At 59.7% G+C, this 24,320-nt stretch carries 22 protein-coding genes; 9 read left to right on the top strand and 13 right to left on the bottom strand.

The genetic code is table 11. The features are described from left to right. Nucleotides 1-18 precede the first annotated feature (18 nt). Both ACE3OA_RS02655 and ACE3OA_RS02650 read right to left on the bottom strand, forming a co-directional pair. Nucleotides 19-243: a hypothetical protein gene (locus ACE3OA_RS02655; RefSeq protein WP_374307564.1), complete on the bottom strand. Its 225-nt coding sequence runs from the start codon at nucleotides 241-243 to the stop codon at nucleotides 19-21. Beyond that, a complete protein-coding gene (locus ACE3OA_RS02650; RefSeq protein WP_374307562.1) occupies nucleotides 236-1,057 on the bottom strand; it encodes a DUF2189 domain-containing protein in 822 nt (273 codons plus the stop codon). The genes ACE3OA_RS02655 and ACE3OA_RS02650 overlap by 8 nt, the downstream gene beginning before the upstream one ends. A 224-nt stretch (nucleotides 1,058-1,281) precedes the next feature. On the opposite strand from ACE3OA_RS02650, the gene ACE3OA_RS02645 reads away from it, so the two are divergent. From ACE3OA_RS02645 to ACE3OA_RS02620, 6 genes are all read left to right on the top strand, one after another. Continuing rightward, entirely contained in the window at nucleotides 1,282-2,073 is a 792-nt protein-coding gene (locus ACE3OA_RS02645) for a sulfite exporter TauE/SafE family protein (protein WP_374307560.1), read from the top strand. Nucleotides 2,074-2,186: 113 nt separating this feature from the next. Next, nucleotides 2,187-2,876, top strand: a complete 690-nt coding sequence (locus ACE3OA_RS02640) for a CBS domain-containing protein (RefSeq protein ID WP_374307558.1) — start codon at nucleotides 2,187-2,189, stop codon at nucleotides 2,874-2,876. A gap of 24 nt (nucleotides 2,877-2,900) precedes the next feature. Continuing rightward, nucleotides 2,901-4,265, top strand: coding sequence for an MBL fold metallo-hydrolase RNA specificity domain-containing protein (locus tag ACE3OA_RS02635; protein WP_374307555.1), 1,365 nt, complete (start codon nucleotides 2,901-2,903; stop codon nucleotides 4,263-4,265). A 70-nt stretch (nucleotides 4,266-4,335) separates the two neighbouring features. Further along, entirely contained in the window at nucleotides 4,336-4,794 is a 459-nt protein-coding gene (locus ACE3OA_RS02630) for a DUF2267 domain-containing protein (protein WP_374307553.1), read from the top strand. A gap of 180 nt (nucleotides 4,795-4,974) precedes the next feature. Beyond that, on the top strand, nucleotides 4,975-5,829 hold the full coding sequence (locus ACE3OA_RS02625; protein WP_374307552.1) for a Crp/Fnr family transcriptional regulator: 855 nt from the start codon (nucleotides 4,975-4,977) through the stop codon (nucleotides 5,827-5,829). Between the two features lie 155 nt (nucleotides 5,830-5,984). After that, on the top strand, nucleotides 5,985-8,669 hold the full coding sequence (locus tag ACE3OA_RS02620; protein WP_374307550.1) for a GNAT family N-acetyltransferase: 2,685 nt from the start codon (nucleotides 5,985-5,987) through the stop codon (nucleotides 8,667-8,669). On the opposite strand, the gene ACE3OA_RS02615 is transcribed toward ACE3OA_RS02620, so the two are convergent. Beyond that, nucleotides 8,655-9,266 carry a response regulator transcription factor gene (locus ACE3OA_RS02615; protein WP_374307548.1) on the bottom strand — a complete coding sequence of 204 codons (612 nt, stop codon included), beginning with the start codon at nucleotides 9,264-9,266 and terminating at the stop codon, nucleotides 8,655-8,657. The two genes, ACE3OA_RS02620 and ACE3OA_RS02615, sit on opposite strands and share 15 nt — an antisense overlap. Next, complete coding sequence (locus ACE3OA_RS02610; RefSeq protein WP_374307546.1) at nucleotides 9,263-10,423, bottom strand: nitrogen regulation protein NR(II); 1,161 nt, start codon at nucleotides 10,421-10,423, stop codon at nucleotides 9,263-9,265. The genes ACE3OA_RS02615 and ACE3OA_RS02610 overlap by 4 nt, the downstream gene beginning before the upstream one ends. A gap of 106 nt (nucleotides 10,424-10,529) precedes the next feature. On the opposite strand from ACE3OA_RS02610, the gene ACE3OA_RS02605 reads away from it, so the two are divergent. From ACE3OA_RS02605 to ACE3OA_RS02595, 3 genes are all read left to right on the top strand, one after another. After that, on the top strand, nucleotides 10,530-13,073 hold the full coding sequence (locus tag ACE3OA_RS02605; protein ID WP_374307544.1) for a cation-translocating P-type ATPase: 2,544 nt from the start codon (nucleotides 10,530-10,532) through the stop codon (nucleotides 13,071-13,073). Between the two features lie 131 nt (nucleotides 13,074-13,204). Further along, the gene (locus ACE3OA_RS02600) at nucleotides 13,205-13,513 is read left to right on the top strand and encodes a DUF1488 family protein (RefSeq protein WP_374307542.1); all 309 of its coding nucleotides are present in this window, start codon (nucleotides 13,205-13,207) and stop codon (nucleotides 13,511-13,513) included. 137 nt (nucleotides 13,514-13,650) lie between these two features. Continuing rightward, complete coding sequence (locus ACE3OA_RS02595) at nucleotides 13,651-14,409, top strand: PRC-barrel domain-containing protein (protein WP_374307540.1); 759 nt, start codon at nucleotides 13,651-13,653, stop codon at nucleotides 14,407-14,409. Between the two features lie 124 nt (nucleotides 14,410-14,533). Here ACE3OA_RS02595 and ACE3OA_RS02590 read toward each other — a convergent pair whose 3' ends face one another. The 9 genes from ACE3OA_RS02590 to ACE3OA_RS02550 all read right to left on the bottom strand — a co-directional run bounded on the left by ACE3OA_RS02590 (nucleotide 14,534) and on the right by ACE3OA_RS02550 (nucleotide 24,221). Continuing rightward, nucleotides 14,534-14,860 (bottom strand): hypothetical protein, encoded by a 327-nt coding sequence (locus ACE3OA_RS02590; protein WP_374307538.1) that lies wholly within the window; start codon nucleotides 14,858-14,860, stop codon nucleotides 14,534-14,536. Between the two features lie 168 nt (nucleotides 14,861-15,028). Beyond that, complete coding sequence (locus tag ACE3OA_RS02585) at nucleotides 15,029-16,039, bottom strand: FAD:protein FMN transferase (protein WP_374307535.1); 1,011 nt, start codon at nucleotides 16,037-16,039, stop codon at nucleotides 15,029-15,031. A gap of 14 nt (nucleotides 16,040-16,053) precedes the next feature. Further along, nucleotides 16,054-16,566 (bottom strand): nitrous oxide reductase accessory protein NosL, encoded by a 513-nt coding sequence (locus tag ACE3OA_RS02580; protein WP_374307533.1) that lies wholly within the window; start codon nucleotides 16,564-16,566, stop codon nucleotides 16,054-16,056. Beyond that, nucleotides 16,563-17,387 carry an ABC transporter permease subunit gene (locus ACE3OA_RS02575; RefSeq protein WP_374307531.1) on the bottom strand — a complete coding sequence of 275 codons (825 nt, stop codon included), beginning with the start codon at nucleotides 17,385-17,387 and terminating at the stop codon, nucleotides 16,563-16,565. The genes ACE3OA_RS02580 and ACE3OA_RS02575 overlap by 4 nt, the downstream gene beginning before the upstream one ends. Next, nucleotides 17,384-18,328, bottom strand: coding sequence for an ABC transporter ATP-binding protein (locus ACE3OA_RS02570; RefSeq protein ID WP_374307528.1), 945 nt, complete (start codon nucleotides 18,326-18,328; stop codon nucleotides 17,384-17,386). The genes ACE3OA_RS02575 and ACE3OA_RS02570 overlap by 4 nt, the downstream gene beginning before the upstream one ends. Before the next feature lie 35 nt (nucleotides 18,329-18,363). After that, nucleotides 18,364-19,683 carry a nitrous oxide reductase family maturation protein NosD gene (locus ACE3OA_RS02565; RefSeq protein ID WP_374307526.1) on the bottom strand — a complete coding sequence of 440 codons (1,320 nt, stop codon included), beginning with the start codon at nucleotides 19,681-19,683 and terminating at the stop codon, nucleotides 18,364-18,366. Nucleotides 19,684-19,688: 5 nt separating this feature from the next. Further along, nucleotides 19,689-21,626, bottom strand: coding sequence for a TAT-dependent nitrous-oxide reductase (gene nosZ / locus ACE3OA_RS02560; protein WP_374307524.1), 1,938 nt, complete (start codon nucleotides 21,624-21,626; stop codon nucleotides 19,689-19,691). 16 nt (nucleotides 21,627-21,642) lie between these two features. Next, nucleotides 21,643-23,820 carry a 4Fe-4S binding protein gene (locus ACE3OA_RS02555; protein WP_374307521.1) on the bottom strand — a complete coding sequence of 726 codons (2,178 nt, stop codon included), beginning with the start codon at nucleotides 23,818-23,820 and terminating at the stop codon, nucleotides 21,643-21,645. Beyond that, nucleotides 23,817-24,221 (bottom strand): hypothetical protein, encoded by a 405-nt coding sequence (locus tag ACE3OA_RS02550; protein ID WP_374307519.1) that lies wholly within the window; start codon nucleotides 24,219-24,221, stop codon nucleotides 23,817-23,819. Before ACE3OA_RS02550 ends, ACE3OA_RS02555 begins: the two co-directional genes overlap by 4 nt. Between the last annotated feature and the right edge of the window lie 99 nt (nucleotides 24,222-24,320).

Here is a 24,320-nt window from a genome sequence, read left to right as displayed (position 1 = left end):
GTGAGTTTCCTTCAGATTTCAATGCTGTGACGGGTACAGCAAAGATATGACGCGGAACAGCATCAGGAGCGCGAAGACCGACAGCAATCCGGCAAACAGCTGGAAGCCTCCGGTGACCGCCCGTGCAAACAGAAAGACCCCCAGCAAGGCAATAGAGCTGAGGAGGATGATGGCGATCGCACCGGCCCCAGCGCCAGCATGCTCGGCATCAGTTGACTGCCCCGTAATTGTGTTTTCATTCATTTCCCGTCTCCACCAAATCCCGATACGCGTGCCAACTAGCATGCCCGATGAGGGGCATGGTCACGATGAGGCCAATACAGAAGGTGGCGATGCCCGCGGCCGTGAACAGAACGATCAGGGCACCCCACCCGATAAGAACGCGCCAGTTGACTAATGTCGCGCAAATCGACGTCGTGATAGCCCGCAAAGTGCCGCAGTCGCGTTCCATCAACATGGGAAAGGCGACGACGCCGATGGCGAAGGCCACGGCCGCCAGCACGCCGCCCATGGCGGTACCGACCAGGAGGAAAGGAATACCGTCCGTCGAAAACAGGACGGCGCTGACAAAATGCTCCCAGCTGGCCATCTCGATATTGAAGAAGGCAGCGTAGATCAGCATGGCGATGCGTTCCCAGGCGAGATGCAGGAACATCATGATCAGGCCCATGGTGAAGAGCTGACCGGCATGCGGCCGCCAGGATAGGGCGACATCAACGACGTTGAGCGGCAGCCCCTTTTCCAGCCGGCGGCTGATGTCATAGAAGGCAACGCCCAACAGGGGCGCGATGAAGAAAAAGCCGGCGGCGAGTGGGAAGGCATAGGGCCTGAGATCGCTCTGCCAGAAGCCGAAGATCAACAGCGCGCTGATGAGGGCAATGGCAACGCCGAAGAACAGACTGACCGCACCAGCGCGGCTGAAATCCTGCCAACCGGCGAGGAGCCAGCGCCACGGCTGTTCCACGGTCACCTGATTGACCGGCAGTTCCAGGTCGATCCCGATAATCGAAGTGTAGCGCGCACCTTCCGGATCGCGCGATGTGTCGGATTTTGCCATGCCCCGTCTCTCGGTCGATTCGCCTGAGCTGCCAATAGGAAAGCCTATTTGGGTTAACCTCGAATGAATCGCCCCTTTCCGCAGTGCACACTAACGATCAGGGGCAAATCGGCGTTGATCCAGATCAATTATCGGGTTGACCCAAGTCAATGCCGACACTGGTAATGGGTGGTGTGGAGTGACATTGTCAGTATGCAGATTGAGTCACTGGATTGGTATCGTAGATGTTGGAATTGGCCAAGGGATTGGGGGAGCACTGCCTGATCGTCGTAGAGGGCAATGGGTCGCTGATCCTCACTATGCTCCTGGCCGGGCTGGTCGGCAGCCTAACCCATTGCGCCGGCATGTGCGGTCCGCTGGTAGCCGCGCAATCACTTGAGCGTGCCGCCCTGCGGACCCCGGAAATGGGCCAGATCTGGCGCCGGCTGGCGGGTGGCGCCCTCATCCCCTATCAGCTCGGCCGGACGACGACCTATATGGCGCTCGGCGCCGTTGCCGCCTTGCCGGTGACGGCTGGCGCCCAGCTGCTCTCAGCCGGCTGGCTGGCGCCGGCCCTGCTTTGGGTCGCTGCAGGCATCTTTCTGTGGCAAGGCCTGCAGAAGCTTGACCTTATCCCCGCCGGCTTCGCCAACGCGGCCGGGTCGCTGCCCCGGGCGCCTGCGGGTGCGACATCGGGTCACCTCCTTGGCCTGCTGCGGCCTCTGCGGAACATGGCCGGCACGCTGATGCATCAACCGACTGGCGTGCACGGGTATGTCCTCGGCATCCTGCTCGGCTTCCTGCCCTGCGGCCTGCTCTATGGTGCGTTGGTCGCCGCCGCCGCAACCGGGGACCCGCTGGCCGCCGCCTTCGCCATGCTGGCCTTTGCCGCCGGTACCTTCCCGCTGTCCTGGGCGATTGGATTCGGCAGCCGCTTTGCTACCGCGCGGTTCCGCGCCAGACTTAAAGTGCCGCTGGCGCTGCTGATGATCTTCAACGCCGTGCTTCTCACTGCTCTCAGCCTGCCGCTGCTTTAGCGTCATCAGATTGACATGTCTTGAGTTTGACATGGTGCGAACCATATCAATCCGTTAATAAGAATAAGTGCCTCATATCTCTCGCGAGAGTCCCAATTGCGAAGGAGTTTCCGATGCTCGCCATCGATGTCATGACCCCGGCCGTCGTAACGGTGTCGCCTGAGACAACCATTCCCGATCTGTGCCGGCTGATGCTGGAATCGCGCATCAGTGCCCTGCCGATCGTCGACGCGAACGGTGCGGTCGTTGGCCTGATCACTGAGGGCGACCTGCTGCGCCGCTGCGAGAGCGGGACGGAAAAGAAACGTTCGGCCTGGACGGAGTTATTCGTCAGCAACAGCACGCTGGCTGCGGAATATGTGAAATCCCATGGCCGCAAGGCCAAGGATATCATGACCACGGAAATCGTAACGGTGAGCGAAAGCACGCCGCTACGCACCGTCGCCGACCTTTTCGAGACACACGGTATCAAGCGGGTGCCGGTACTGCGCGAAAATCGCCTGGTCGGCATGGTCAGTCGCGCCAACCTGCTGCAATCCCTGGTCGCCAGTATCGAGGCTAGGCCGGAACCGGCAGCACCGGTCGGCGATGCCGCCATCCGCGCCAAGCTTGTCGCCGAATTCGCCGACAAGGCATGGCGACCCGCCAATGTCATCGTGCGCCAGGGCATCGCCCATCTGTGGGGGGAGGTAAATTCGGAGGAAGAGCGCGCCGCGATGCGCGTCGCTGCCGAGAACGTTCCGGGCATCAAGGGCGTTAAGGATCACACCGTCTATCCCGCAGTCTGGCCGCCTTTCGGCTGACCGCCTGATACCGACAGGACCGACATGTCACGCAAGGTCACCTTCCTCGGCGGTGCTGGCACCGTAACCGGCTCAAAGTACCTGTTGAGCTCGGCTGGGCGTCGCATTCTGGTCGATTGCGGCCTGTTCCAGGGCTTGAAGCAGTTGCGACTGCGCAATTGGGCCAAGTTTCCGGTGCCACCCAATTCAATCAGCTCCGTCATCCTGACCCATGCCCATCTCGACCATTCCGGCTATCTGCCTGCCCTGGTGCGCGATGGCTTCACCGGGCCGGTCTATGCCTCGCACGGTACCGAGGAAGTCTGCGGCATTATCCTGCCGGATAGCGGTATGTTGCAGGAACGCGACGCAGAATTCGCCAACAAGCACCGATTTTCAAAGCACAGCCCCGCGCTACCGCTCTATACGGCCGAGGACGCGACGAAGTCGCTGGAGCAGATCATCTCGGTTCCGTTCGGCAAGACGCGCGAGATAGCGCCCGACGTCAGCATCACTTTGCGGCGCGGCGGACACATCCTCGGCGCCTCAATCGTCGAATGCGACTTCGAAGGTCGGAAATTGGTTTTCTCTGGCGATCTCGGCCAATTCGGGGACCCGATGATGGTCGACCCCGAACTGATCGGCGAGGCCGATTATCTGTTCGTCGAATCAACCTATGGCAATCGCAAGCACGACACGCTGGATCCGGAAGCCGCTCTGTTGCGCATTGTAAAGAGCACGGTCGAGCATGGCGGTACGATCGTTGTGCCGGCGTTCGCAGTCGGGCGGGCGCAGACATTGCTTTATCACCTCAGCCAGCTGCGCAAGGCGGGCCAACTCGGCAACGTTCCGGTTTTCCTCGACAGCCCGATGGCGACCGATGCTACCGAACTTCTCACGGCACATCCCGAGGATCACCGCCTGTCGGCCGCAGAATGCCGCGCCGCCTTCAACATTGCCCGAATCGTGCGTGGTCGCGAAGAGTCTAAGGCGCTGACTGCCGATCCGATGCCAAAGATCATCATCTCGGCAAGCGGCATGGCAACCGGGGGCCGGGTTCTGCACCACATCAAGCACTATGTTACGGATCCCAACAGCACGATCCTGTTCGCCGGTTTCCAGGCAGCTGGCACCCGAGGTGCCGCCATGATCGCTGGTGTCGAGAGCGTGAAGATCCACGGCGCCTACTATCCGGTCAAGGCGCGGGTCGAGAATCTTTCGATGCTTTCCGCCCATGCCGACGCCGACGGCATCATGCGCTGGCTGAAAGGCTTCAAGCGGCCACCGAGACTCACCTTCGTCACCCATGGCGAGCCGACGGCGTCTGATGCCTTGCGGCACAGGATTGAAGAGGAACTGGGGTGGAATTGCATTGTTCCGGATCACATGCAGCGCGCGACGCTGGACTGAACCGGCTGATTTATATCAAAGCGACCGTGTCCGACGACCTTATGATTGGTTCAATCGAAGGAGACGTGGGATGAACAAGGACCACCTGCCCATTCTCGACAAGAGCGTCGAAGACGTTCATCTGTGGCTTAACGCCCTGATGCGACAACTTGGCATACGCGATCGGAATCACGCCTTTCATGTCCTGAAGGCCGTTCTGCATGCCCTGCGCGACCGCATCGGCGCGGAGAACGCCGTGCACTTTTCGGCGCAGTTACCGCTGCTGATCCGTGGCCTGTTCTTCGAAGGCTGGAAGCTGAATGTCGCGCCGAGCCATGAGCGTCATGTGACCGATTTCCTGGAGCATGTGGCACGAGGTCTTGATGCCGATCATCGCGACAATCTGGAGCCTGCCGTGCGCGCTGTCTTCGCTGTCATCTGGGAGCGTGTCGATCAAGGCGAGGTCGCCAAGCTGATGCGCATATTCCCCACCGAACTCCGCGTCCTGTGGCACAGCCAATCAGTTAGCGCACGCATCGCAAAAGCCTGAGCTGTCTGAAGACTGCGACATTTTTGCACGCTGCAACGGCCCGTGTGGCGGGGCTGCGGCGTCGCGCCGCAATACGTAAGAACCCTTAGGTAGCTTTCCTGACTATACGTGGCTGGTGAGCTTTGCCTATTCTCCCCCTGCCGATCAAGAAATGCTCGGCGTCGAGAGAAGGGGGACGTTATGCCTACTGCCGTTGCCATGTCGCAGGACCGAATGCTCCATCGGGAAGGCACGATCGCCGGGCAGGTGCTGACGCATCCGAACTATCCAGCTCAGCAAGGCTCGAATGTCACGGCAGCACCTGTTCCCCAAGCTCTTCCTTCGCTTCTCGCGCGCGGCCTGACCCCGCAGGATATGATTCGCGTCAATGCGGCGCGCCCCACTTTCATCACCTTGGAGCCCGGCGAATCGCTCTATTACCAAGGCGATGATTGCCACAACATCTATCTGTTGCTCGATGGCTGGGCCTTCCGCCACCAAATCCTGGAAGACGGGCGCCGCCAGATCCTTGATTTTGCCTTGCCCGGCGTGGTCTTCGGCCTGCCAGGGACCGGTGTCATGACGCATAGCCTGGAAACCCTCACCGGCTGCACCTTTAGCGTCTTCACCCGCGAGCGCCTGTTCGATCTCATGCGCGATGTGCCGGCCCTCGGCTTCCGTCTGCTTGAGATCATGGCTGACGCCGAATCCCGTGCTTTTGAGCATCTGACCAGCGTCGGCCGCCGGACCGCCAAGGAGCGCGTTGCTCATCTGCTGCTGGAACTCGTCATGCGGGCGCAGGGCACCGGCACATCGCTGCATGACGGAACGATGACATTGCCGTTGATGTTACCGCACATCGCGGATGCTTTGGGCCTTACCAGTGAGACAGTGTGCCGTGCCCTTTCAGCCATGCGCAAGGATCGCGTAATGATCCTGCGCGGGCAGAAGCTCGACATTCTCGATCTCAAGAGACTGGCTTCCGCGGCCGGGGTCGACCTCACCCGGGAAGGCAAGCGCCCGAACAGCCGCACTGGCCTGCGCATGGCTTCCTAGGCTTCGGACAGTCCTTTTCACCGCCCGCTGCTAGGAATGGCAGCGGGCGTTTCCGTTCAGGTTCCAAAGCTGATCCGGGTTGCAGGAAGGCGCTGTTGACCGGCACCATATCGCCCGCATAGTAGACCGTGGCTTCGGCAGGGAACGCGCATCTCGTGACCATCCGCAATCTGGACAGGCTTTTCCGCCCAAAGTCGGTGGCGATCATAGGCGCCAGCGACCGCCAAGGGGCGCTTGGCCATGTGCTGGCCCGCAATATGCTGCAGAACGGGTTTCGCGGCGAAATCGCGATGGTCAACCCAAAATACGGCTCCATCCTGGGGCATCCTTGCGTAGCTACGCTTGGCCAGCTGCAGCGTGTGCCCGACCTTGCGGTCATCGCCACGCCGGCGCCAACCATCCCAAGCCTGATCGACGAGCTCGCCGCACGCGGCACACGTGCCGCAATCATCATCAGCGCTGGCTTCGACGGCACCGCGGGAGAAGTGATGAAGCGGCAGATGCAGCTTGCAACCAAGCCACATTTGATGCGCCTGCTTGGCCCCAATTGCCTTGGGGTGACAGTTCCCGCCATCGGTCTAAATGCCAGTTTCGCGCACCTGCCGGCCCAGGCGGGATCAATTGCGCTGCTGGCGCAATCGGGCGCCATTCTGACCTCCGCACTGGATTGGGCGGCAGCGCGCGGCATTGGTTTTTCGCACCTCGTCTCGATGGGCGAGATGCTGGACGTCGATTTCGGGGACATGCTGGACTATCTTGCGGGTGACGCCAGCACGAGTGCCATTCTGATCTATGCCGAGGCAATCACCAACGCGCGGAAATTCGTTTCAGCGGCCCGACGCGCCGCGCGCCTCAAGCCCGTGATCATCATCAAGTCTGGGCGGCATGCCGAGACAGCCCGTGCGGTAGCATCGCATACCGGGGCCCTGGCCGGGAGCGATTCAGTCTATGACGCGGTCTTCCGCCGCGTTGGCCTGCTGCGGGTTAACGACCTGGCTGAGCTGTTCGAAGCCATGGAGACCCTTGCCCTGATGGGTCCGGCCAGCGGTGAGCGGCTGACGATCGTCACCAACAGCGGCGGCGCCGGCATTCTGGCTGCGGATGCCCTTGTTCGACAAGGCGGCAGTCTGGCGCCACTTGATCCGGACATGATCGGCAAGCTCGACCAGGTGCTGCCTTCCGGATGGTCGCATCAGAACCCAGTCGATATCGTCAGCGATGCGGATCCGGAGCGCTACCGTGCCGCCATTGACATTCTTGCCGCCGACGATCGCTCCGATGCCCTCCTGGTACTCAACAGCCCGTCCGCGCTCACCTCCAGCGATGCCGCGGCTGAAGCCGTCATTGCCGGTCTTGGCAATCACCAGAAAACCATTCTCACCAGTTGGATCGGCGAGCAGACGTCAAGGCCAGCACGGCATAAATTCGCCGCAAACGGCATTCCCAGCTATCCGACGCCGGAACAGGCTGTGCGAGCCTTCGGTCACATGGTCGCCTATCGACAGAGTCGAGCGCAGCTGACCGAGACCCCGCCCTCCCTCCCCGCCAATTTCACGCCGGACCGAAAGGCTGTTCGACGCATGATCAATCAGGCCTTGCATGCGGGGCGAGATTTCCTGACCTCGCCGGAATCGCTTGCGGTACTCCGCGCCTATGGCATCAATGCCGTAGCGGATGAGATCGTGGCGACACCGGCGGCGGCGCGGTCGGTTGCCGAGAAGATGTCGGGACCGCTGGTGCTCAAGCTTCTGTCGCCGGACATCACACATAAATCGGATGTCGGCGGTGTCGTGTTGGGCCTGCAGAATGGCACTGCCGTCGAGGCCGCGGCGGAAGCGATGCTGGCCAAGATCAGCAAGATAAGACCCGACGCACGCATCGAAGGTTTCACCTTGTCGCCAATGGTTGACCGCAGCGCTGGGCACGAACTAATCATAGGTGCCGTGTTGGATCCGCAATTCGGCCCTGTGATTCTCTTTGGCGAGGGCGGCACCTCCGTCGAAGTGACGGCCGACCGGGCGCTGGCCCTTCCGCCGCTCAACCTCAAGCTGGCGCGCGAACTCGTCGCGGCCACTCGTATCCACAAGCTGCTGCTCGGCTACCGGGACCAGCCGGCAGTCGACCTTGACGGTGTCGCATTGGCGATCGTCCGGGTCGCGCAATTGATCGTCGACTTTGCCGAGATCACCGAACTCGACATCAATCCCCTTTGGGTGCGCGCAGATACCCTCGTTGCCCTCGACGCCCGCATTCATGTCCGGACCACGACGGAAACACCGACGTCACGCTTGGCGATCAAGCCCTATCCGCGCGAGCTTGAGGAAATTGTCACTTTGCCAGATGGCAGTCGGTTCCTGCTGCGACCGATACGTCCCGAAGACGAACCGGCCATGATGGAGGCGTTCAAACATCTTTCATCTGAAAGCGTCGAACTGCGTTTCTTCCGCGTTGTGACCAATCCGACACATCAAATGATCGCTGGCTTTACCCAGATTGACTACGATCGGGAGATGGCCTTGGTGCTGACCGACGCGGTGGCACCTGAAGGGATTCCCGCACAGATCTATGCCGATGTCCGCCTGCTGATGGACCCGGACCACGTCACGGCGGAATACGCGATCATCGTGCGCGACGACATGGCCGGTCGCGGATTCGGCAGTCTCATGATGGAGCGCATCGTCGCTTATGGGCGGAGCATCGGCCTGGCTCGCATCACCGGTACCGTCAAGCTGCAGAACGCGTCGATGCTGGCAATCTGCCAGCGCCTCGGCTTTACCCGGCGGGCGGACCCCGATATGCCGGGCCTCATCGACGTGGTCAAGGAACTAGCTGAGCCGTAGGGTACCCAATTCCAGCGCCATGCGCACGAGTTCCGGCAGGCTCCTGGCCTTCATCTTTTCCATCACTCGGGCGCGATGGATTTCAACCGTCCGGATGCTGATGTCGAGCGCATGAGCGATGATCTTGTTGGCATCGCCGGCGACCAGCAGGTCGAAAACCTCACGTTCGCGGGCGGTCAAGCTGTCAAGGCGTGACTGGAGTTCCGCACTGGCCGGGCGCAGACGCAGGCGGTCCTGGTGCTTCTTGATGGCACCGGAAATGGCGCCAAGAATGGCCTCGTCGGTGAAGGGTTTTTCGACAAAATCGGACACACCGGCTTTCATCGCCGCAACCGCCAGCGGAACTTCACCATGGCCGGTCATGATGATGACCGGCACATCTATGCCGGCCTTGCCCAGTGCCGCAAAGAGCGCCATGCCATCCATGCCAGGCATGCGTACGTCCGTGACGAGGCAGTCCGGTACCTTGGCGTTGCAGCGCTCCAGCACCGGCTCCGCTCCCGGAAATGCCTCGATCGTCAGCCCCGCAGATTCCAGTAGAATGGTCAAAGAATCGCGCACTGCATCGTCGTCATCTACAATATAGACCAGCGTCATCCCGTTCTTCCGTCAGCTTCACCGGTGATAGGCAGCGCGATATAGAATGTAGCACCGCGCTTGGAATTCGGGCTGGCCCACAGACGCCCGCCATGCGAATCGATAATTGTCTTGCAGATGGAGAGTCCCAGCCCCATGCCCCGTTCCTTGGTAGTGACGAACGGCTGGAAGAGCTGCGCCATCACCTTGGGCGCCAGGCCGGGACCGCTGTCGCTGATGGAAATCTGCGCTGTGTCTTTGCCGACCAGACCTGTTGCCACGACCAGGTCGCGCGGCAAGGGATGCTCGCTCATCGCCTCGACGCTATTGCGGATTATGTTGAAGACGACCTGCTGAATCTGCACCTTGTCGATGAGGACCGTCATCGGTTCCGTACCGAGGACCCAGCGCACATTGATACTGCTTTCTTTGGCGCCGACAAGGGCCAGGGCAGTCGCCTCTTCGACGACGTTGTTGAGTTCTTCGATCTGCCTCTCAGCCTCGCCGCGCTGGATGAAACTGCGCAAGTGACGAATGATCTCGCCGGCCCGCGCCGCCTGAACTACCGCCTTGTCCATCGTCTCGGTGATCTTGGGCGAGACACTTGTCTCGGCCTGCAACATGCGACGCGTTGCCTGGATGTAGTTGACGATCGCCGCCAGCGGCTGATTGAGTTCGTGCGCCAGTGTCGACGCCATCTGCCCGACATCGCTGAGCCGCGAGACATGAAGCAGCTCAAGCTGCAACTCGTGCAGCCGGTTCTCGGTCAGCTGACGTTCCGACAGGTCGCGAATGAAGCCCGTGAAATGCCGCTTGCCACCGATCATCGCCTCGCCAACCGACAATTCAATCGGAAAGGCGCTGCCGTCCTTGCGCTGCCCGACGACGATGCGCCCGATACCGATAATGCGTCGCTCACCCGTATCCAGATAGTGCTGGATGTAGCTGTCATGACGTTCGTGATAGGGCGATGGCATGAGAATGCTGACATTGCGGCCGATAACTTCACCAGCCCGGTATCCGAATAGACGCTCGGCGGCTGGGCTGAAGGACTCAATGATGCCGCGTTCATCAATAACGAGGATAGCGTCGGGCGCTGTTTCGAGAATCGAGCGCAGCCGCGCCTCCCGCTCACGCAGCATATCGTGGGTAATGGTCGTTTCGGCGTCGCTCGTCATCCCTGCCCCCTGCGCCGAAATAGTAGTATAAGTGAATGAGTTAAGGAAAGCTTGTTGATGTCGCAATGCCGCGCCGGCCTGCGACCGGCACAGGGTAACGATGGCAATGAAATCAACGACCGACTTGACAGAACTTTATCGCGGGTTAAGCGAATCAGAGGCCAGAGCTCTCTTCTTGCGTAACGGCCCCAATGAGCTGCCGCACAGCGAATCCCGCTCCATGCTCTCTATCCTGCTTGATGTCCTGAAGGAGCCAATGCTGGCGCTGCTCCTGGGCGGGTGCACTATCTATTTCCTCGTCGGCAGCGGCACGGATGCATTGATCCTGCTCGTTTTCGTCGCCTTTTCCATCCTCATTACGCTCATTCAGGAATCACGGACCGAGCAAGTGCTTGAGGCCCTTCGAGATCTTTCCAGTCCTCGCGCACTTGTCATTCGCGATGGTACGCATAGGCGAATTCCCGGCAGAGAGGTCGTGGTAGGAGATATTGTAGTTCTGGCGGAAGGGGACCGAGTTCCCGCCGACGTTAGCCTTGTCGAAGCGCGGGATCTACTAACGGACGAGTCTCTACTTACCGGAGAATCAGTCCCGGTTCGCAAAAGACCTCGGACAGTAGCCGCTGCTGCACTTGACCAACGCCCGGGTGGAGACGACCTTACTACCGCTTTTTCAGGCTCCTTGGTTGTTCGAGGGGCGGGCCTTGGTGAAGCTATCGCTACTGGACCGCGAACTGAAATCGGAAAGATTGGAGAAAGTCTTCGGCGGTTGAGGCAGGAGCCGCCGCGTTTGCAGATTCAGACCGGCCGGCTAATTCGCATATTTGCTGGAATTGCGGCGTTCTGCAGTCTGACGGTCATTCTCGTTTACGGCTTCTATCATGGACAATGGATGGAAGGGATACTTGCCGGCATCGTGCTCGGCATGACTCTGATTCCCCAGGAACTCCCAATCGTCCTCACTGTCTTCACGGCCATGGGAGCCTGGCGCATTTCGCATGTGCGCGTGTTGACCAGGCGCGCTGCCATGATCGAGACACTGGGCGCAGCAACGATCCTTTGCACGGACAAGACGGGAACCCTCACTGAAAATCGCATGTCGATTGCCGCTCTCCGCCTCTGGCAGGGGGAAGAGTTGCGTGTCGAGCGGAATACCACAGAAGCCTTGCCTGGAGCTTTTGCCACTCTGGCCCAGAACGGGATCCTGGCCAGTGCCGCAATTCCCTTCGACCCGATGGAGAAGGCATTTCATGATCTGACACCGCGCTTGCCGAAAGGGGAGGCTTTCCGGTTTGTCAAAGAATATGGTCTGCGACCTGATCTTCTTGCCATGTCGAACGTATGGCAGGCGAGCGACGGCACCTGTCTGGTTGCCGCCAAAGGTGCGCCAGAGGCTGTTGCAGCGCTTTGCCATCTGTCGGCAGCGGATGTCGAGAGGGTGAAGACAGCCGTCGACGAGATGGGGCGCCAAGGCATGCGCGTGCTGGGCGTAGCGCATGCTCATTCTGCCATCGCCAACTTACCCGACTCGCAGCGTGATTTCGACTTCAGCTTCCTCGGTCTCGTGGGCCTCTTGGATCCATTGCGGCCAGGTGTGCCGGCGGCAGTCGCCCAGTGCCGTTCGGCAGGCATACGGGTGGTCATGATCACCGGCGACTACCCAGCCACCGCCCGTGCGATCGCCGCGGAAGCCGGCATTGACGCTAATTCTGTTCTGACCGGCACCGAACTGGATGCGATCAGCGACACCGATCTCGCTGACCGCATCGACGGCGTCGGTATCTTTGCGCGGATCCTGCCGCAGCAGAAGCTGCGCCTGGTCGAGGCATTCAAGCGACGCGGCGAGATCGTCGCCATGACCGGTGACGGCGTCAATGATGCGCCGTCACTCAAGGCAGCACATATCGGCATCGCCATGGGCGGGCGTGGCACGGACGTAGCGCGCGAAGCCTCATCGATCGTACTGCTTGATGACGATTTTACCTCGATTGTCAGCGCCATCCGGCTAGGACGGCGCATCTACGACAATCTCCGCAAGGCCATGGGCTTCATCATCGCCGTCCATGTGCCGATCGCCGGCCTGGCGCTCCTGCCGCTCCTGTTCGGCCTACCGATCCTGTTTGGGCCGATCCATATCGCTTTTCTCGAGATGGTAATCGATCCGGTCTGCACCCTGGTTTTTGAAGCGGAGAAGGATGAAGAAGACCTCATGCGGCGCCCGGCCCGCAACCCGAAAGCTCCCCTCTTCTCTCGCTCACTGCTTATCTGGAGCACTCTGCAGGGACTGGCAACCTTGCTAATTACGGGGATGACTTTGTTCGGTGCCTGGTCCGCCGGCATGCCCGATGACGAAATCCGCGCCCTGGTATTTGCAACGCTGGTGCTCTGCCTAATCGCACTCATTCTCGTCAACCGAAGCTTCAGCCCGTCCTTGCGCTTGGCTGTGGCACGCAAGAACCTCGCCCTCGGGCTTGTCTTGGGGCTGGTCGGCACGATTCTGATGACCGTCAACGCGTTGCCGGTGCTGCGCGGCCTGTTCCATTTCGGGCCTCTTCACGGCCATGACCTTGCAATGGTTCTCGTCAGCACCACCGTGCTGTGGATTGGACTGGAAGGCGGCAAGAAGCTGCTGGGACAACGGCTCTCCGCCTAAATCAACGAAATTCGGCGCAACTTATAGGCTTTAGTGAGAAAGCTGTGATGCCGCTGGTTTTCGGAGAAAGGGGCTTTGCCAGGTCGCCGACCTGCTCCGCATAGTGAGGACCCCGCAGTCCGGAGGATCAGATGCTGCGCTTCCTGAATGAGATGCCTGTCTACAATTTCGACTTGGAACGACTGCGCTTTATCGGGCTGGACCGCGGTCGCCACGTCGTCTGCCGTGTCACTAAGGATGCCCTGCTGGCCTGCAGCGACAAGCCGGACCCATCCGCGTCGGAACTATTGCAGATATTCGAGCGCAATCGGCGCCTGTTTGAAGATATCGCCAGCATGGAGCATGCGGCCGGCGCGCGACAGGAAGTGTATATTGATCGTTTCCATCTAGAGCATCCTTGGCTGAACACCCCCGCAAGGATGGCTGCCGGCAGGGCGTGAAGCCCGATTTGCCTTTTGCCCGAATAGCCGAGCAGAAACGGAGGACGCGCAACCGTTCCAGTTAACCTTCGTTACCCTTGAAGTCACTTACTTCGAGGGAGTTAATTATGAGAACCATTCTTCAACTTGGTACCACTATGGCTCTTGCCATAGGCATGATGAGCCTGCCGGCAATCGCAGACAGCACCACCACCCAGACTGAACTGCAATCGACAGGCGCCATCGACGCTGGCAAGCTTGTCGGCAAGGATGTCGTTGATACCGATGGCAATACCGTTGGCGAGATCGACAGCGTCTTGGTCGACAGTTCTGGCAAGGTCAAGGCCGTCGTGCTCGATGTCAGCGGGTGGCTGCAGAGCGAAAAACTCATCAACGTGCCATGGAAAGATCTCTCCATGACGGAAGATGAAGTCATCACATCCAGGATGACTGTCGACGAAGCGAAGGCTGCAGCTGCCTATGAGTATTCGGATGATAGATACCGTCGTAAGGTTCTGACAGAGAATGGCGAGATCTATGCCGATGCCGATGCCGACGCCAATTCCGATGACACGGGCATGACCACGGCCAGTGGCGGGGACGGAACACTGCTCGGCACCCCGGTCAAGAACCCAGATGGTTCAATCAACGCCAGCCAGCTGGTCGGTGTCAACATTGAGGACACCCAGGGTGATACGATCGGCGAAGCCGGCGAGGTCGTGATTGACAGCGGCGGCAGCCTGGTCGGGGTGCTGGTCGATGTCGGCGGCTTCCTCGGCATGGGTACACATCATGTCCTCCTGAACTGGAAGGACATCAAGCTGACCGGCAAGGGCGATGACGTGAAGGCGATCGTCAACACCACCAAAGAAAACCTGAAATCTCTCCCCGAATACCTTACCAAAGCCGAGAACTAAGCGCGAAGACGGCCGAGGCGAGAAACTAGCCTCGGCCGTCCATCGGCAGAATCCCACATCCACACTTACGCGCACATTTAGTTATGAACTTACTGCCAATTCCTTGAGCATTGTCCGCTCGGCTTCAGCTGTATGGCTGAACAAGCTTTCTTGGCGGGGAATCATTGTCACCGCCACCGCCGCCCTGGTCCGGTGAAGAGCCGTGAACGACATCCGCTAAATGCTGCAGATAAGCGACGAATAAGGGCGCTTCTCCGGATTTCTCCAGGCAAGCCATGTCCAGTTTTATGGCCTCGGCCAGCCGCGGTCGCCCGGCGCGGGCAGGATCCGAGTAGTCCCGCACTGTCTTCGGCGACAAATTCACGATCTCAGCCGCTTCGGTCGCCCCAAGCAGTTTGACAATCCTCATCATGGCTTCTTCGAACGAGCCGGCATCTCGGCGCTTTGTCATGCGGCCTCCAATCAAGTTCATTGCCTGATCAAGCGATTAACGCTCGTGAAGTTCCCCTGACAATGTAAGTGTAAAGTTTCGAGAGGCCACGGGAAACCCCCCGCATCCCTCGCATCGAGGCACGGCCCGCTTCAAGCGCAGCGCGTTCAATTCCCAGGCGGCGGAGGCCTAACCGAGTTGCGTAACCGTTCCGGCGGTGCCGGCGACGACATGGGCCTTGGCGTTGAACCTCGCCAACAAGGGCACAAAGTCCTGTGCAAGGTCCGGGATCAAAGTACCCAGGGTGGAAAGACCATCGGCAATTGCCGCTGAGTCGGCAATCACCGTCATGCCCCGATCCGGATCTGCGCAAGTCATGCGCGTCGGATCAATGATGTGATTGAACTTCCCAGCACTATCAAAGCGCATACCGGCGCCGGCCGAAGTTGCCATGGCACCGCCGGCAAGTTCCAGCGACTCCAGCAATGTGGTGCGATCGACAGGTGACGGGATACCGATCTGCCAGGCCGTTCCGTCGCTGCGCCGACCCAGCGCCAACATCTCACCCAGATTGACCAGCGCCTGTGTGAAACCCCGCCCCTTCAGGAGATCGCCGACCCGGTCACTGATATAGCCCTGGGCGATGCCGTTTAGCGTCACCTGCATGCCGGGTCGATCAAAGGCGATGCGCGCGGGCGATATCTCCATTCCGCGCCAATCCACCAAAGCCCGCGCAGCTGCCAGCCTCTGCTGATCCGGGCCTGCTGCATTTGCATCCGGCCCAGCGAAATGCTCGGCAAGCAGATTCCAAAGCGGCTGAATGGTCGGATCAAACCGGCCATTGCTCGCCACGCTCAGAAGCCTTGCCTGCGATAACAGCTCAACTAGTTCAAAGGGCGGATCGCGCAATTCGCCGGCACGATTAAGCTGATTGAGGGCCGAGTGCGGTTGGTGCAGGCTGAAAATCGCCTCAAGGCGCGCAACTTCGGCGAGAGCAGAGTCGATTGCCGCAGCGGCCATGCCTTGATCGTCGGCGTAAAGGGTCAAATCTGCCTTTGCCCCAAGGACGATCCCCTGCCACCGATAGGGCTGCTGCATGGCGCGGGCGAACGAGCCGGTGAAGGGAAGAGCTGCGCTGGCGGCGAGGATCGTCAAGACCCGACGGCGCGAAAGAGCCTTGTTTGCGGAGGTGAAAGTCATCTGCATAGCCCTTCTCAACTGCCGCTTTCCGCCAATTCGGCGGAAAGCGCTGCCTTAGCCGTGGCGAAATCGACGACCTCACCACCGAAGTTCTGCTGGAAAGCCAGAGCTGCTTCCCGGCTTGAAAACGGCACAGCCTCGCGCTCGCCCATAGCGCTGGTCTTGCTACTGCCGACCACATAGAAAGCCTTTTCAACGCCGATCCACGCACCCGGTGCTGGCTTTTCCCAACTGCCCTGCGCCATGTCATTCACATAGACGGCGACCAGGTCACGCGGTTGCGCCAGTTCTGTCGCCAGGAACATGAACACCTCGCTGACCGAGGCAAACCAGACCGGCTCCTTCTGCCCGCGCAGAAAAAGCTGGCCTTTCGGCCCTTCATGCTCCGGCAGCGACATATGGCAAAAATAAGCAACCGAATTTGCATCCGGCTCATGCGGCGATGGCAGCGTCGCCGTCTCCTCTGGTGAGCAGGCTGTCAATCCCAACAGCAAGGCCGAGGCGCAGAATACGAGAAGCTTTTTCATGATTCGCTCCTGCCGAAACGCAAGCCGGCCAAAGTCAGCGGCACGCCGATCCACACCACCAGGGCCGCTACCAGGGTCAACGGAGAGAATTGAGCCTGTTCGCTGAGGCCGGCCATGCCGGAGAAGCTGCGGATATTGTCGAACGCTGTCAAATTGAGCAGCCGATAGATATCTGCTGGGTTGGCCAGCAAGAGATAGGGAAAGACGGTGGCATCGATCCAGCCCTTGGTCCCAATGAGCAGCCCCATCAGAAGCAGATCATAGATGACGACCATGCCGAACCAGATGCCGATAGCGATCCCTGCCGCCGTACTCCGCTCGCGCACCGAGGCACTCACCCAATATGCCAAGGCGATGAAAGCACAGCCCAGCATGATGGAGCTGACGATGAGATTGGCAAATGCCTGCCAGGAGGTCGCATCCGTATCGCCGCTCCAGGCGACCGCAATACCAGCGGCGCCATAACCGACCAGGGTCGCAATGGCAAGAATGCCGGTATGACCCAGGAATTTGCCGATAAGAATTTGCCCTTTGGTGACCGGATAGGTCAGCAGCAACAGCATGCAGCCACGCTCGATCTCGCCGACGATGGCATCATAGGAAATGAGCAAGGCGATGAGCGGCATCAGAAAAATCGTCAGGCTGGAGAGGCTGACAACGACCACGGCCAGGGGCTTTACACCGAGTTGTCCGCTGGGCGCGCTGCCGAGAAACGAAAGCGCAAAGGCAAGACCTGCCAGCAGCAAGGTGGCGCCCAAAACCCAGCGATTGCGCAGACCATCGGTGATTTCCTTCTGCGCAATGATGAGAATGGCCCTCATGCGTCACCTGCTGAAGAGTCCGCCGGCTGGGGACTGAAATGGCGATAGATCTCGTCGAGGCCGGGGTGCCGAATATCAATGTCGGTGACGGCCGAACCCATCGCCACCAGCGCCGTCAGCATCGCCATCTTATCCTCAACCCGGCACCAGATATCGACACCACGACCGTCGCCGGCGATGTGAGTCTTCATCGTAGGGAGCGCCAGGGCGCGGAGCACCTCATCAACGCTGCGCGCGCAGGCGACGAAGAACTTGACCGGCAGATCGGCCTGCTGGCGCAATTGGTCGAGCGGTCCGAACGCCACCATATGGCCGCCATTCATGATGGCGACCAAATCCGTCTTGGCCTCAAGCTCGGTCAGAATATGCGACGAGATGAGCACCGTGGCACCGCGCGCTGAGAGTTCCTGGACAATGGCAAAGAACTCCCGGCGCGAGTTCGGGTCAAGCCCGGTCGTCGGTTCATCCAGCAGCAGCAGGCGCGGAACGCCCAGCAATGCCTGCGCCAAACCGAGCCGCTGCCGCATACCCTTGGAATAGGTCTTCACACGACGGCCGGCGGCGAAAGCCAAGCCGACGCGATCCAGAAGGTCACGGCATTGACCAAGCGGAATGCCTTTGAGGCGCGCATAGAAATTGAGCGTCTGTGTGCCGGTCAACTCGTCATGAAAGGCGACATTCTCCGGCAAGAATCCGATCTGACGCCGGTGGTCGAGGCCGGCGCTGGCCGGATGCTGTCCCAAGACGATCAACTCGCCCGCACTCGGCCGCACCAATCCGAGAATGAGCTTCATCAATGTCGTCTTGCCAGCGCCATTGTGGCCGATGAGCGCTACAGTCCTGCCGGCGCCAATCGAAAAGTCGATGCCATCGACCGCCCGGTGAGCGGCATATTGCTTGACCAGCCCCTTTGCCTGGACGGCCGGCTGGGCTTCCGTCATCTGTGTGTCAACGCCTGTCATGTTTGTCATGAAGTTCACGATGCTGGATCCGCCTGGCCTTCTTCCCAATGCACTTCCGCTGGAACCTCCGGCAGAGGACGCGATGCTGGCGGCGGTGTCATCAAGGGGTATGAATCGACAACACCGCCGGGATAGAGCGCCGGAAATTGACTCTGCCCCGCACGCAATATTTCCATCGCCGGGCTCGACAGAAGAAGCTTCGACAGCGGATAGCGCCAGACCACCCAGTCGACAATGTCATTCGGCCGATAGGCGGTATCCGCCATACCGTCACCATTGAGGTCAAAGGCTGGATTGTCGCTCCAATAATTGCCGCGCCGGTCAATCGACCATTCATAATTCTTCGTTCCGGCATAGTGCATCTGCACACGGTTGCCGACAAAAGCGTTGTTGCCCACGAGATTGGCGTCTGAACCCGTCACGTGAACGCCGATACCGCATCCTTCGAATCGATTGTCATGAAGCTTGTTCTTCGCGGCCAGATAAAAGAACAGGCATTTGTCCTGCGTCCCGTAGACGACATTGTCATGAATGTCCCCCTTCCTGGCCGAGTTCAGCATCAGGCCGTAATCCCGATCACGTACCGTGACGTTGCCGGCAACCTTCAGGAAATCCGAATACATCAACGCATAGCCGACATGATTGCCGACCGAGAGATTGTCGCTGATTGCGCCCCGCTTCGAATACATGAAATGCACCGCGAAACGCAGCTTGGCGAATTTGTTCCCGGCAATGATGTTATCGGCGCCCAACTGCACGAAAATGCCGTCACGCCCTCCGGTCACCTCATTCGCTTCCATCCGCGAGCCGTAATTGTTCCACATATGGACGCCGTTGCCGCGATTGTTCAGCCACAGATCGTTGCGGTTGGCGATCACATTGTGTCGGACCAAGGCATTCTTCGGGCCGTGCAAGCTGACCCCGAACAGATTTCCCTCGACTATATTATCTTCAATGATTGGATTGTCGGCGCCCTGCGCCACATAAATGCCGGCATCGATATTCGTGCTATCGCTGCCCGAGCCGGTCACATGGATTCCCCGCACCGTCACGTTCGGCGCCTCGATCCGAATGACGCTGCCAATGCCGTTTCCGACGACTTCCGCAGGCGGCTTGCCCGTGGCCTCGATGATAAGTTCCTTATCGATCACGACCGGCCCCTGATGGTGGCCAGGCAGTAACCGCAGCGTATCTCCCGGCGATGCGGCGGCAATGGCCTTCTTGAGACCATCGCCGCCGGGTGCCACATCGAACGTTTCGGCATGGGCGATTGCCGGCAGGCTCCCGCAAAGGAGCGTGACCGCAACAAGGGTCTCTGCCAGCAATCGCCGCATAGCCGTTAGGCTTCGACCAGCATCTGCCCCGACATCTCCATATGGAGCGCGTGACAGAACCACTGGCAGTAGTAATAGAAGACACCGGGCTTGTCGGCGACGAAGGTCACCGAGGAAGTCGCTTGCGGCCCGATCTCCATGGCAACACCGTAATCAACCAAGGTGAAACCGTGGGTCAGGTCCACGACATCATCGATATTGGTCTGGATAACGGTGACCTCGTCGCCCAGCTTCACCTTGAAGCTGGTGACGCCGAAGGCGGGCGCCGCCGACGTCATGTAAACGCGAACCTTGTTGCCGTCGCGGATGACCTTGTTGTCCTCTTCGAGTTTGACGCCGTCCTTGGCAGCCCATTGGCGGGCATCTTCCCACATCGGATCGTCGCGCTTCCAGATCTCCATCGGGTTGATCATGTTTGCCTTCATGATCGTAGCGTCATGCGGCTCGGCAAATGCCGCACCGTCATGCACGAGCTTCATTTCGTCGCCCGAAATGTCGATCAACTGGTCGTTTTCGGGCTTCAACGGGCCAACGTTGATGAAACGATCCTTGGAGAACTTGCACAAGGCTACCAACCACTTTCCGTCGGCATCCTTGGTCTCACTCATCGAGGCATTGACGTGCCCGACCTGGTAGTTCACGTCGAGCTTCTGCTTGATGGGATTGACTTTCTCACCCTTGAACTGACGAACCGCCTCGTCGATGTTCCATTTGACGACCTGCGAATCCAGGAACAACGAGGTATAGGCGTTGCCGCGGCCATCGAAGGAAGTGTGCAATGGCCCAAGCCCCAATTCGACGTTGGCAACGATGGCCGTGGTCGGTTCCGCCTTGCCGGCAAAGACGTCGTCGAGCTTGTCCCATTCGATGACAGTGGTGGTCGGCGACAGCTTGCCGTTGATCACCACATATTTGCCGTCCGGCGTGGCGTTGCAGCCATGCGGCGAATTGGCAATCGGAACGTAGAGCGTATAGGGCGACTTGGCTGCCTTGGTACCGTCCAAGACGGGCACACCGTTGATCGTTTCGGCCTTGCCAGCCGCGACAGCCTCTTCGATCGCCTTGATGTTGAAGAAGACGGCGTGATCGGTTTCGGACGAAGTCATATCCTCGACCGTGACGCCCTCTTCCGAATTGTAGCAGGTCGAGGCGGCATACTTGCCCTTATAGTCAGTATCGTTGTTGTCGAGGTTACCGCTGACAGCGACCTGCCATGCCACCTTCATGGTATCGCCATCGACCGCGGTGAACACGGACCGCCAAGCCTTGACATTCTCAAGGTCACGACCGTCATTGATCAAGGGGATTCGGTTTTCGCCATTGCAGAAGACATATCCTGTCTTCGGATAGCGCTGCACGCGCAGGCCATGGATCGAATGTGCGTTGGGGATCTCGATGATTTTGTCAGTCTTCATGACATCAAGACGAATGCGCGCCAAGCGCGTATTGGCCTTATCGTTGATGAAGACATAGCGGCCGTCATAGGAGCCGTCCGTCACCGACGGACGCGGATGGTGACAATCGCCGTTCTCGTAGGTCTTCAAGCCGCGCTTGGCCAGCCATTCCTTGGTCTGGGGCAGCAGGCCTTCGGTCAGGATCTTGAGGCTCTCATTGGTCTGGCCCCAACCCGTCGCACTGCAACGGTTGAAAACCGGGATACGCAGGAGTTCGCGCATCGATGGCATGCCGAGAATACGCACCTCGCCCGTCTGCCCGCTGCTCCAGAAGCCGACATAATCATCAAGCTTTCCCGGCGGCACGCTGATATCGGCCGATTCCGCAGCAGCCGCGGTCTTCGGTGCCATCATGATACCTGCAGCCCCACCAACGACGGCACCGCCGGCACCGGCCACGGCCAGCGTCGACATGGCGACACCGCCGCCCAGAATTTCGCGGCGACTGATGCCTTCCGCGCTCAAGGCGTCTTCTCTCTTGTCGGTCATGATAGTTTCCTTCTCGTTAGACGGTGGTCGGTGATACGTCGTTGCGTTTTGCGGCCGCTTCAGCCGCGTTTGGTATCGGCTTGGCGGCCGGCTTCTTGCCGCGCCCGGTCTTCTTCAGCAGCAGAGGCGGACATGTCGTGTCGTCCCAATAGATGACCTGGCATTGCATGCAGTAGATGCATTCGTTGGGATTGATCTGTCCCATCGGGTGGATGGCTTGGACCGTGCAACGCTTGGCGCAGAGTTGGCATTCGGTGCCGCATTGTTTACGCCGCTTCAACCATTCAAAGAGGCGCATGCGCCCCGGAATGGCGAGGGCGGCGCCGAGCGGGCAGAGATAGCGGCAGAAGAACCGCTCGATAAATAATCCCGCGACCAGCAGACTCACGGCCCACAATACAAAGGGCCATTCGCGCATGAAACGCAGCAGGATGGCGGTTTTGAAGGGTTCGACTTCGGCAAATTGCTCGGCAAAGGCAATTTCGTTCAGGCTGAGACCGAAGAGACCCAGGAAAATCACATACTTGATCGGCCACAGGCGTTCATGCCAATGGAACGGGATCGTGATCTGGCGGATACCGACGCGCCGAGCGAGATGATTGAGCAGTTCCTGCAACGAGCCGAAGGGGCAAAGCCAACCGCAGAATGGCCCGCGTCCCCAGAAGAGCAATGAGACGGCCGTGGCGCACCACAGGATGAAGATGAGCGGTTCGAGCAGGAATTGTTCCCACCGGAACTCACCGCCGAAAAGCGCCCCGGTAAAAGTGAGCACGTTGACAACGGAAAGCTGCGCCTGGGCCCAACCGCCGATCCAGATAACGCTGAACAGCAGATAGCCGACACGCAGGGCCGTGAAGAGCTTCGCCTTCTTCACCAGCACATCCTGGAAGAAGAAGATCAGGGTCAGCAGCGCCAAGGACAGTGAAAGAATGACGATGTCGATGATGCGGCTGTGCCAGATCTGCTTCCACAATTCATTCTTCGGCTCCTCGTCCGCGGTTGCAGCGGGTGCTGCGACCGGCGCCGGGGGCGGCGCTGCAGTCACTTTTACGAAACGGTCCGGCAGGCGATAGCTGAGCGGAAAGCTGGTGAAGGCCTTGTCAGTCGGCCCGGTCGGGCGTTGTGCCAGCAGTTTAAACTGCCATTCGGACGTCGGATCGAAATTGACATTCTGGGGAATGCGGAAGAGCGCGATTTCCTTGAACTCGGGCAAACTACCGGGAAGCCGCCCCATTTGCCTGTAGTCATGATCCTTGAACAGGATCGAGGTCTGATTCTGTTCCAGCTGGAAACGATCGAAAATGCCGCCACGTACGAAACCAGAGCCGCGGAAGGAGTAATCTCCGCGAGCGGCGACCAGAATGGCTTGCTGGCCTGGCGCAAGCCAAGCGCCAAGGCGCTTATATTCATCCGCACCCAGGACATTGCGGCCGATTTCCTCGACCGACACTAGGGCAACGTAGAGGTCGATGAACTCGTCTGTCGGAATGCCGGCCTTGCCATAAGGCTCCGGGCTGCCTACGCCGATCTTCTTGAAAGCGTCGTCGACGTCGCTGTTGAGGAGATGCATCCGCCGGATGGAGCCGTCCCCCAGCAGAGTCTGCCAATCCGTTTCCTTGAAGGGAATAGCTGCCAGTTCGCGCTTCTCGGTACCGCCAGCACCAGCGGCCGTGAAACCAGCCAGACCATGTGCCTTGGCCACCTGCATGGCTGTGCGGCTGATACCGTCATTGATGACGATGGCCGTGACCGTCGCGCCACTGATGGCGTCGACGTTCTGGTCCTTGCGTTTGACCTTTTCGATGATATTGGTGCCGACATAGCCGGAGACGAAATCGGTCAGCTTCTCAGGCGGAATGCCGACCAGCAGGATCGGCTCATGATGCTCAAAGACTTTGGCGCCGACGATGAGTCCATCCTTGTCCATGCCGACCAGAATGCGGATCGGCTTCCCGGAATAACCGATGTCGGAGGCTTCAAAGACATAGCCCAACTCCTGGTCGCCCTTGAAGGCGGCCATGGCCGGCGGGTTGCCTTCCTTGGGACCGAAATGGTCCGCATTGGGGAAGACTTCTTCGGGTTTTACGTCGATGAGATAGGCGCCGAAGCCACGGGCGGCGAGCGGTGTCGCGAGGGGCGCCGAGGCAAGAAGGGCGAGTGCTAGAAAGAGGCAACGATAGAAAAGTCGTATCATGCGACACCTTCCTTCACGGAAGGCTGGAATGAATCGGGTGCAACCGGCGGGGCCTGCGCCTGCGCCTGCGACCGATATTTCGCCTGCCTGGCCTGCTGCGCCTCATTCGGGCCGCACGTATCCAAGCCAGCGACATCCTGCCGACCATTGAAATGAATCTGACCGCCCCACATGGCGGGCGACGAACAACTTCCGACTGGGCATGCGATGGCGCAGGTCGGGCAAGGCTTTTGCTTTATGGGGCCGACCGGCTGTTGGCGCGGGTCCATTTGCGTGTCCCCATCGAGACAACGCGAATTCGCAACGAGCGTTTCAAAGGCATCCGCCTTGGCGTCATGAATGCTGACGAGACCGCCTAAGAGCAGGTTGAGCGCCAGCACATGAACGACCAGCAGGCCCAATAGCCTGCGACCGGCTCGCAACACGCCAAGGAAGCTCGCATGCCCCATGATGGCTAGAAGCTCCTCATCATGATCATGCGCAGCTGTTGGACATTGGAT

The sequence above is a fragment of the Dongia sp. genome, from assembly GCF_041906375.1.
Classification (GTDB): Bacteria; Pseudomonadota; Alphaproteobacteria; order Dongiales; family Dongiaceae; genus Dongia.
This window is presented reverse-complemented; position numbering and strand designations above follow the sequence as displayed.

What these genes read in the sequence shown, in the direction of transcription:
- ACE3OA_RS02655 (WP_374307564.1), bottom strand. Translation starts at nt 243, where the DNA reads ATGAATGAAAACACAATTACGGGGCAGTCAACTGATGCCGAGCATGCT.
- ACE3OA_RS02650 (WP_374307562.1), bottom strand. Translation starts at nt 1,057, where the DNA reads ATGGCAAAATCCGACACATCGCGCGATCCGGAAGGTGCGCGCTACACT.
- ACE3OA_RS02645 (WP_374307560.1), top strand. Translation starts at nt 1,282, where the DNA reads ATGTTGGAATTGGCCAAGGGATTGGGGGAGCACTGCCTGATCGTCGTA.
- ACE3OA_RS02640 (WP_374307558.1), top strand. Translation starts at nt 2,187, where the DNA reads ATGCTCGCCATCGATGTCATGACCCCGGCCGTCGTAACGGTGTCGCCT.
- ACE3OA_RS02635 (WP_374307555.1), top strand. Translation starts at nt 2,901, where the DNA reads ATGTCACGCAAGGTCACCTTCCTCGGCGGTGCTGGCACCGTAACCGGC.
- ACE3OA_RS02630 (WP_374307553.1), top strand. Translation starts at nt 4,336, where the DNA reads ATGAACAAGGACCACCTGCCCATTCTCGACAAGAGCGTCGAAGACGTT.
- ACE3OA_RS02625 (WP_374307552.1), top strand. Translation starts at nt 4,975, where the DNA reads ATGCCTACTGCCGTTGCCATGTCGCAGGACCGAATGCTCCATCGGGAA.
- ACE3OA_RS02615 (WP_374307548.1), bottom strand. Translation starts at nt 9,266, where the DNA reads ATGACGCTGGTCTATATTGTAGATGACGACGATGCAGTGCGCGATTCT.
- ACE3OA_RS02610 (WP_374307546.1), bottom strand. Translation starts at nt 10,423, where the DNA reads ATGACGAGCGACGCCGAAACGACCATTACCCACGATATGCTGCGTGAG.
- ACE3OA_RS02605 (WP_374307544.1), top strand. Translation starts at nt 10,530, where the DNA reads ATGAAATCAACGACCGACTTGACAGAACTTTATCGCGGGTTAAGCGAA.
- ACE3OA_RS02600 (WP_374307542.1), top strand. Translation starts at nt 13,205, where the DNA reads ATGCTGCGCTTCCTGAATGAGATGCCTGTCTACAATTTCGACTTGGAA.
- ACE3OA_RS02595 (WP_374307540.1), top strand. Translation starts at nt 13,651, where the DNA reads ATGGCTCTTGCCATAGGCATGATGAGCCTGCCGGCAATCGCAGACAGC.
- ACE3OA_RS02590 (WP_374307538.1), bottom strand. Translation starts at nt 14,860, where the DNA reads ATGACAAAGCGCCGAGATGCCGGCTCGTTCGAAGAAGCCATGATGAGG.
- ACE3OA_RS02585 (WP_374307535.1), bottom strand. Translation starts at nt 16,039, where the DNA reads ATGACTTTCACCTCCGCAAACAAGGCTCTTTCGCGCCGTCGGGTCTTG.
- ACE3OA_RS02580 (WP_374307533.1), bottom strand. Translation starts at nt 16,566, where the DNA reads ATGAAAAAGCTTCTCGTATTCTGCGCCTCGGCCTTGCTGTTGGGATTG.
- ACE3OA_RS02575 (WP_374307531.1), bottom strand. Translation starts at nt 17,387, where the DNA reads ATGAGGGCCATTCTCATCATTGCGCAGAAGGAAATCACCGATGGTCTG.
- ACE3OA_RS02570 (WP_374307528.1), bottom strand. Translation starts at nt 18,328, where the DNA reads ATGACGGAAGCCCAGCCGGCCGTCCAGGCAAAGGGGCTGGTCAAGCAA.
- ACE3OA_RS02565 (WP_374307526.1), bottom strand. Translation starts at nt 19,683, where the DNA reads ATGCGGCGATTGCTGGCAGAGACCCTTGTTGCGGTCACGCTCCTTTGC.
- nosZ (WP_374307524.1), bottom strand. Translation starts at nt 21,626, where the DNA reads ATGACCGACAAGAGAGAAGACGCCTTGAGCGCGGAAGGCATCAGTCGC.
- ACE3OA_RS02555 (WP_374307521.1), bottom strand. Translation starts at nt 23,820, where the DNA reads ATGATACGACTTTTCTATCGTTGCCTCTTTCTAGCACTCGCCCTTCTT.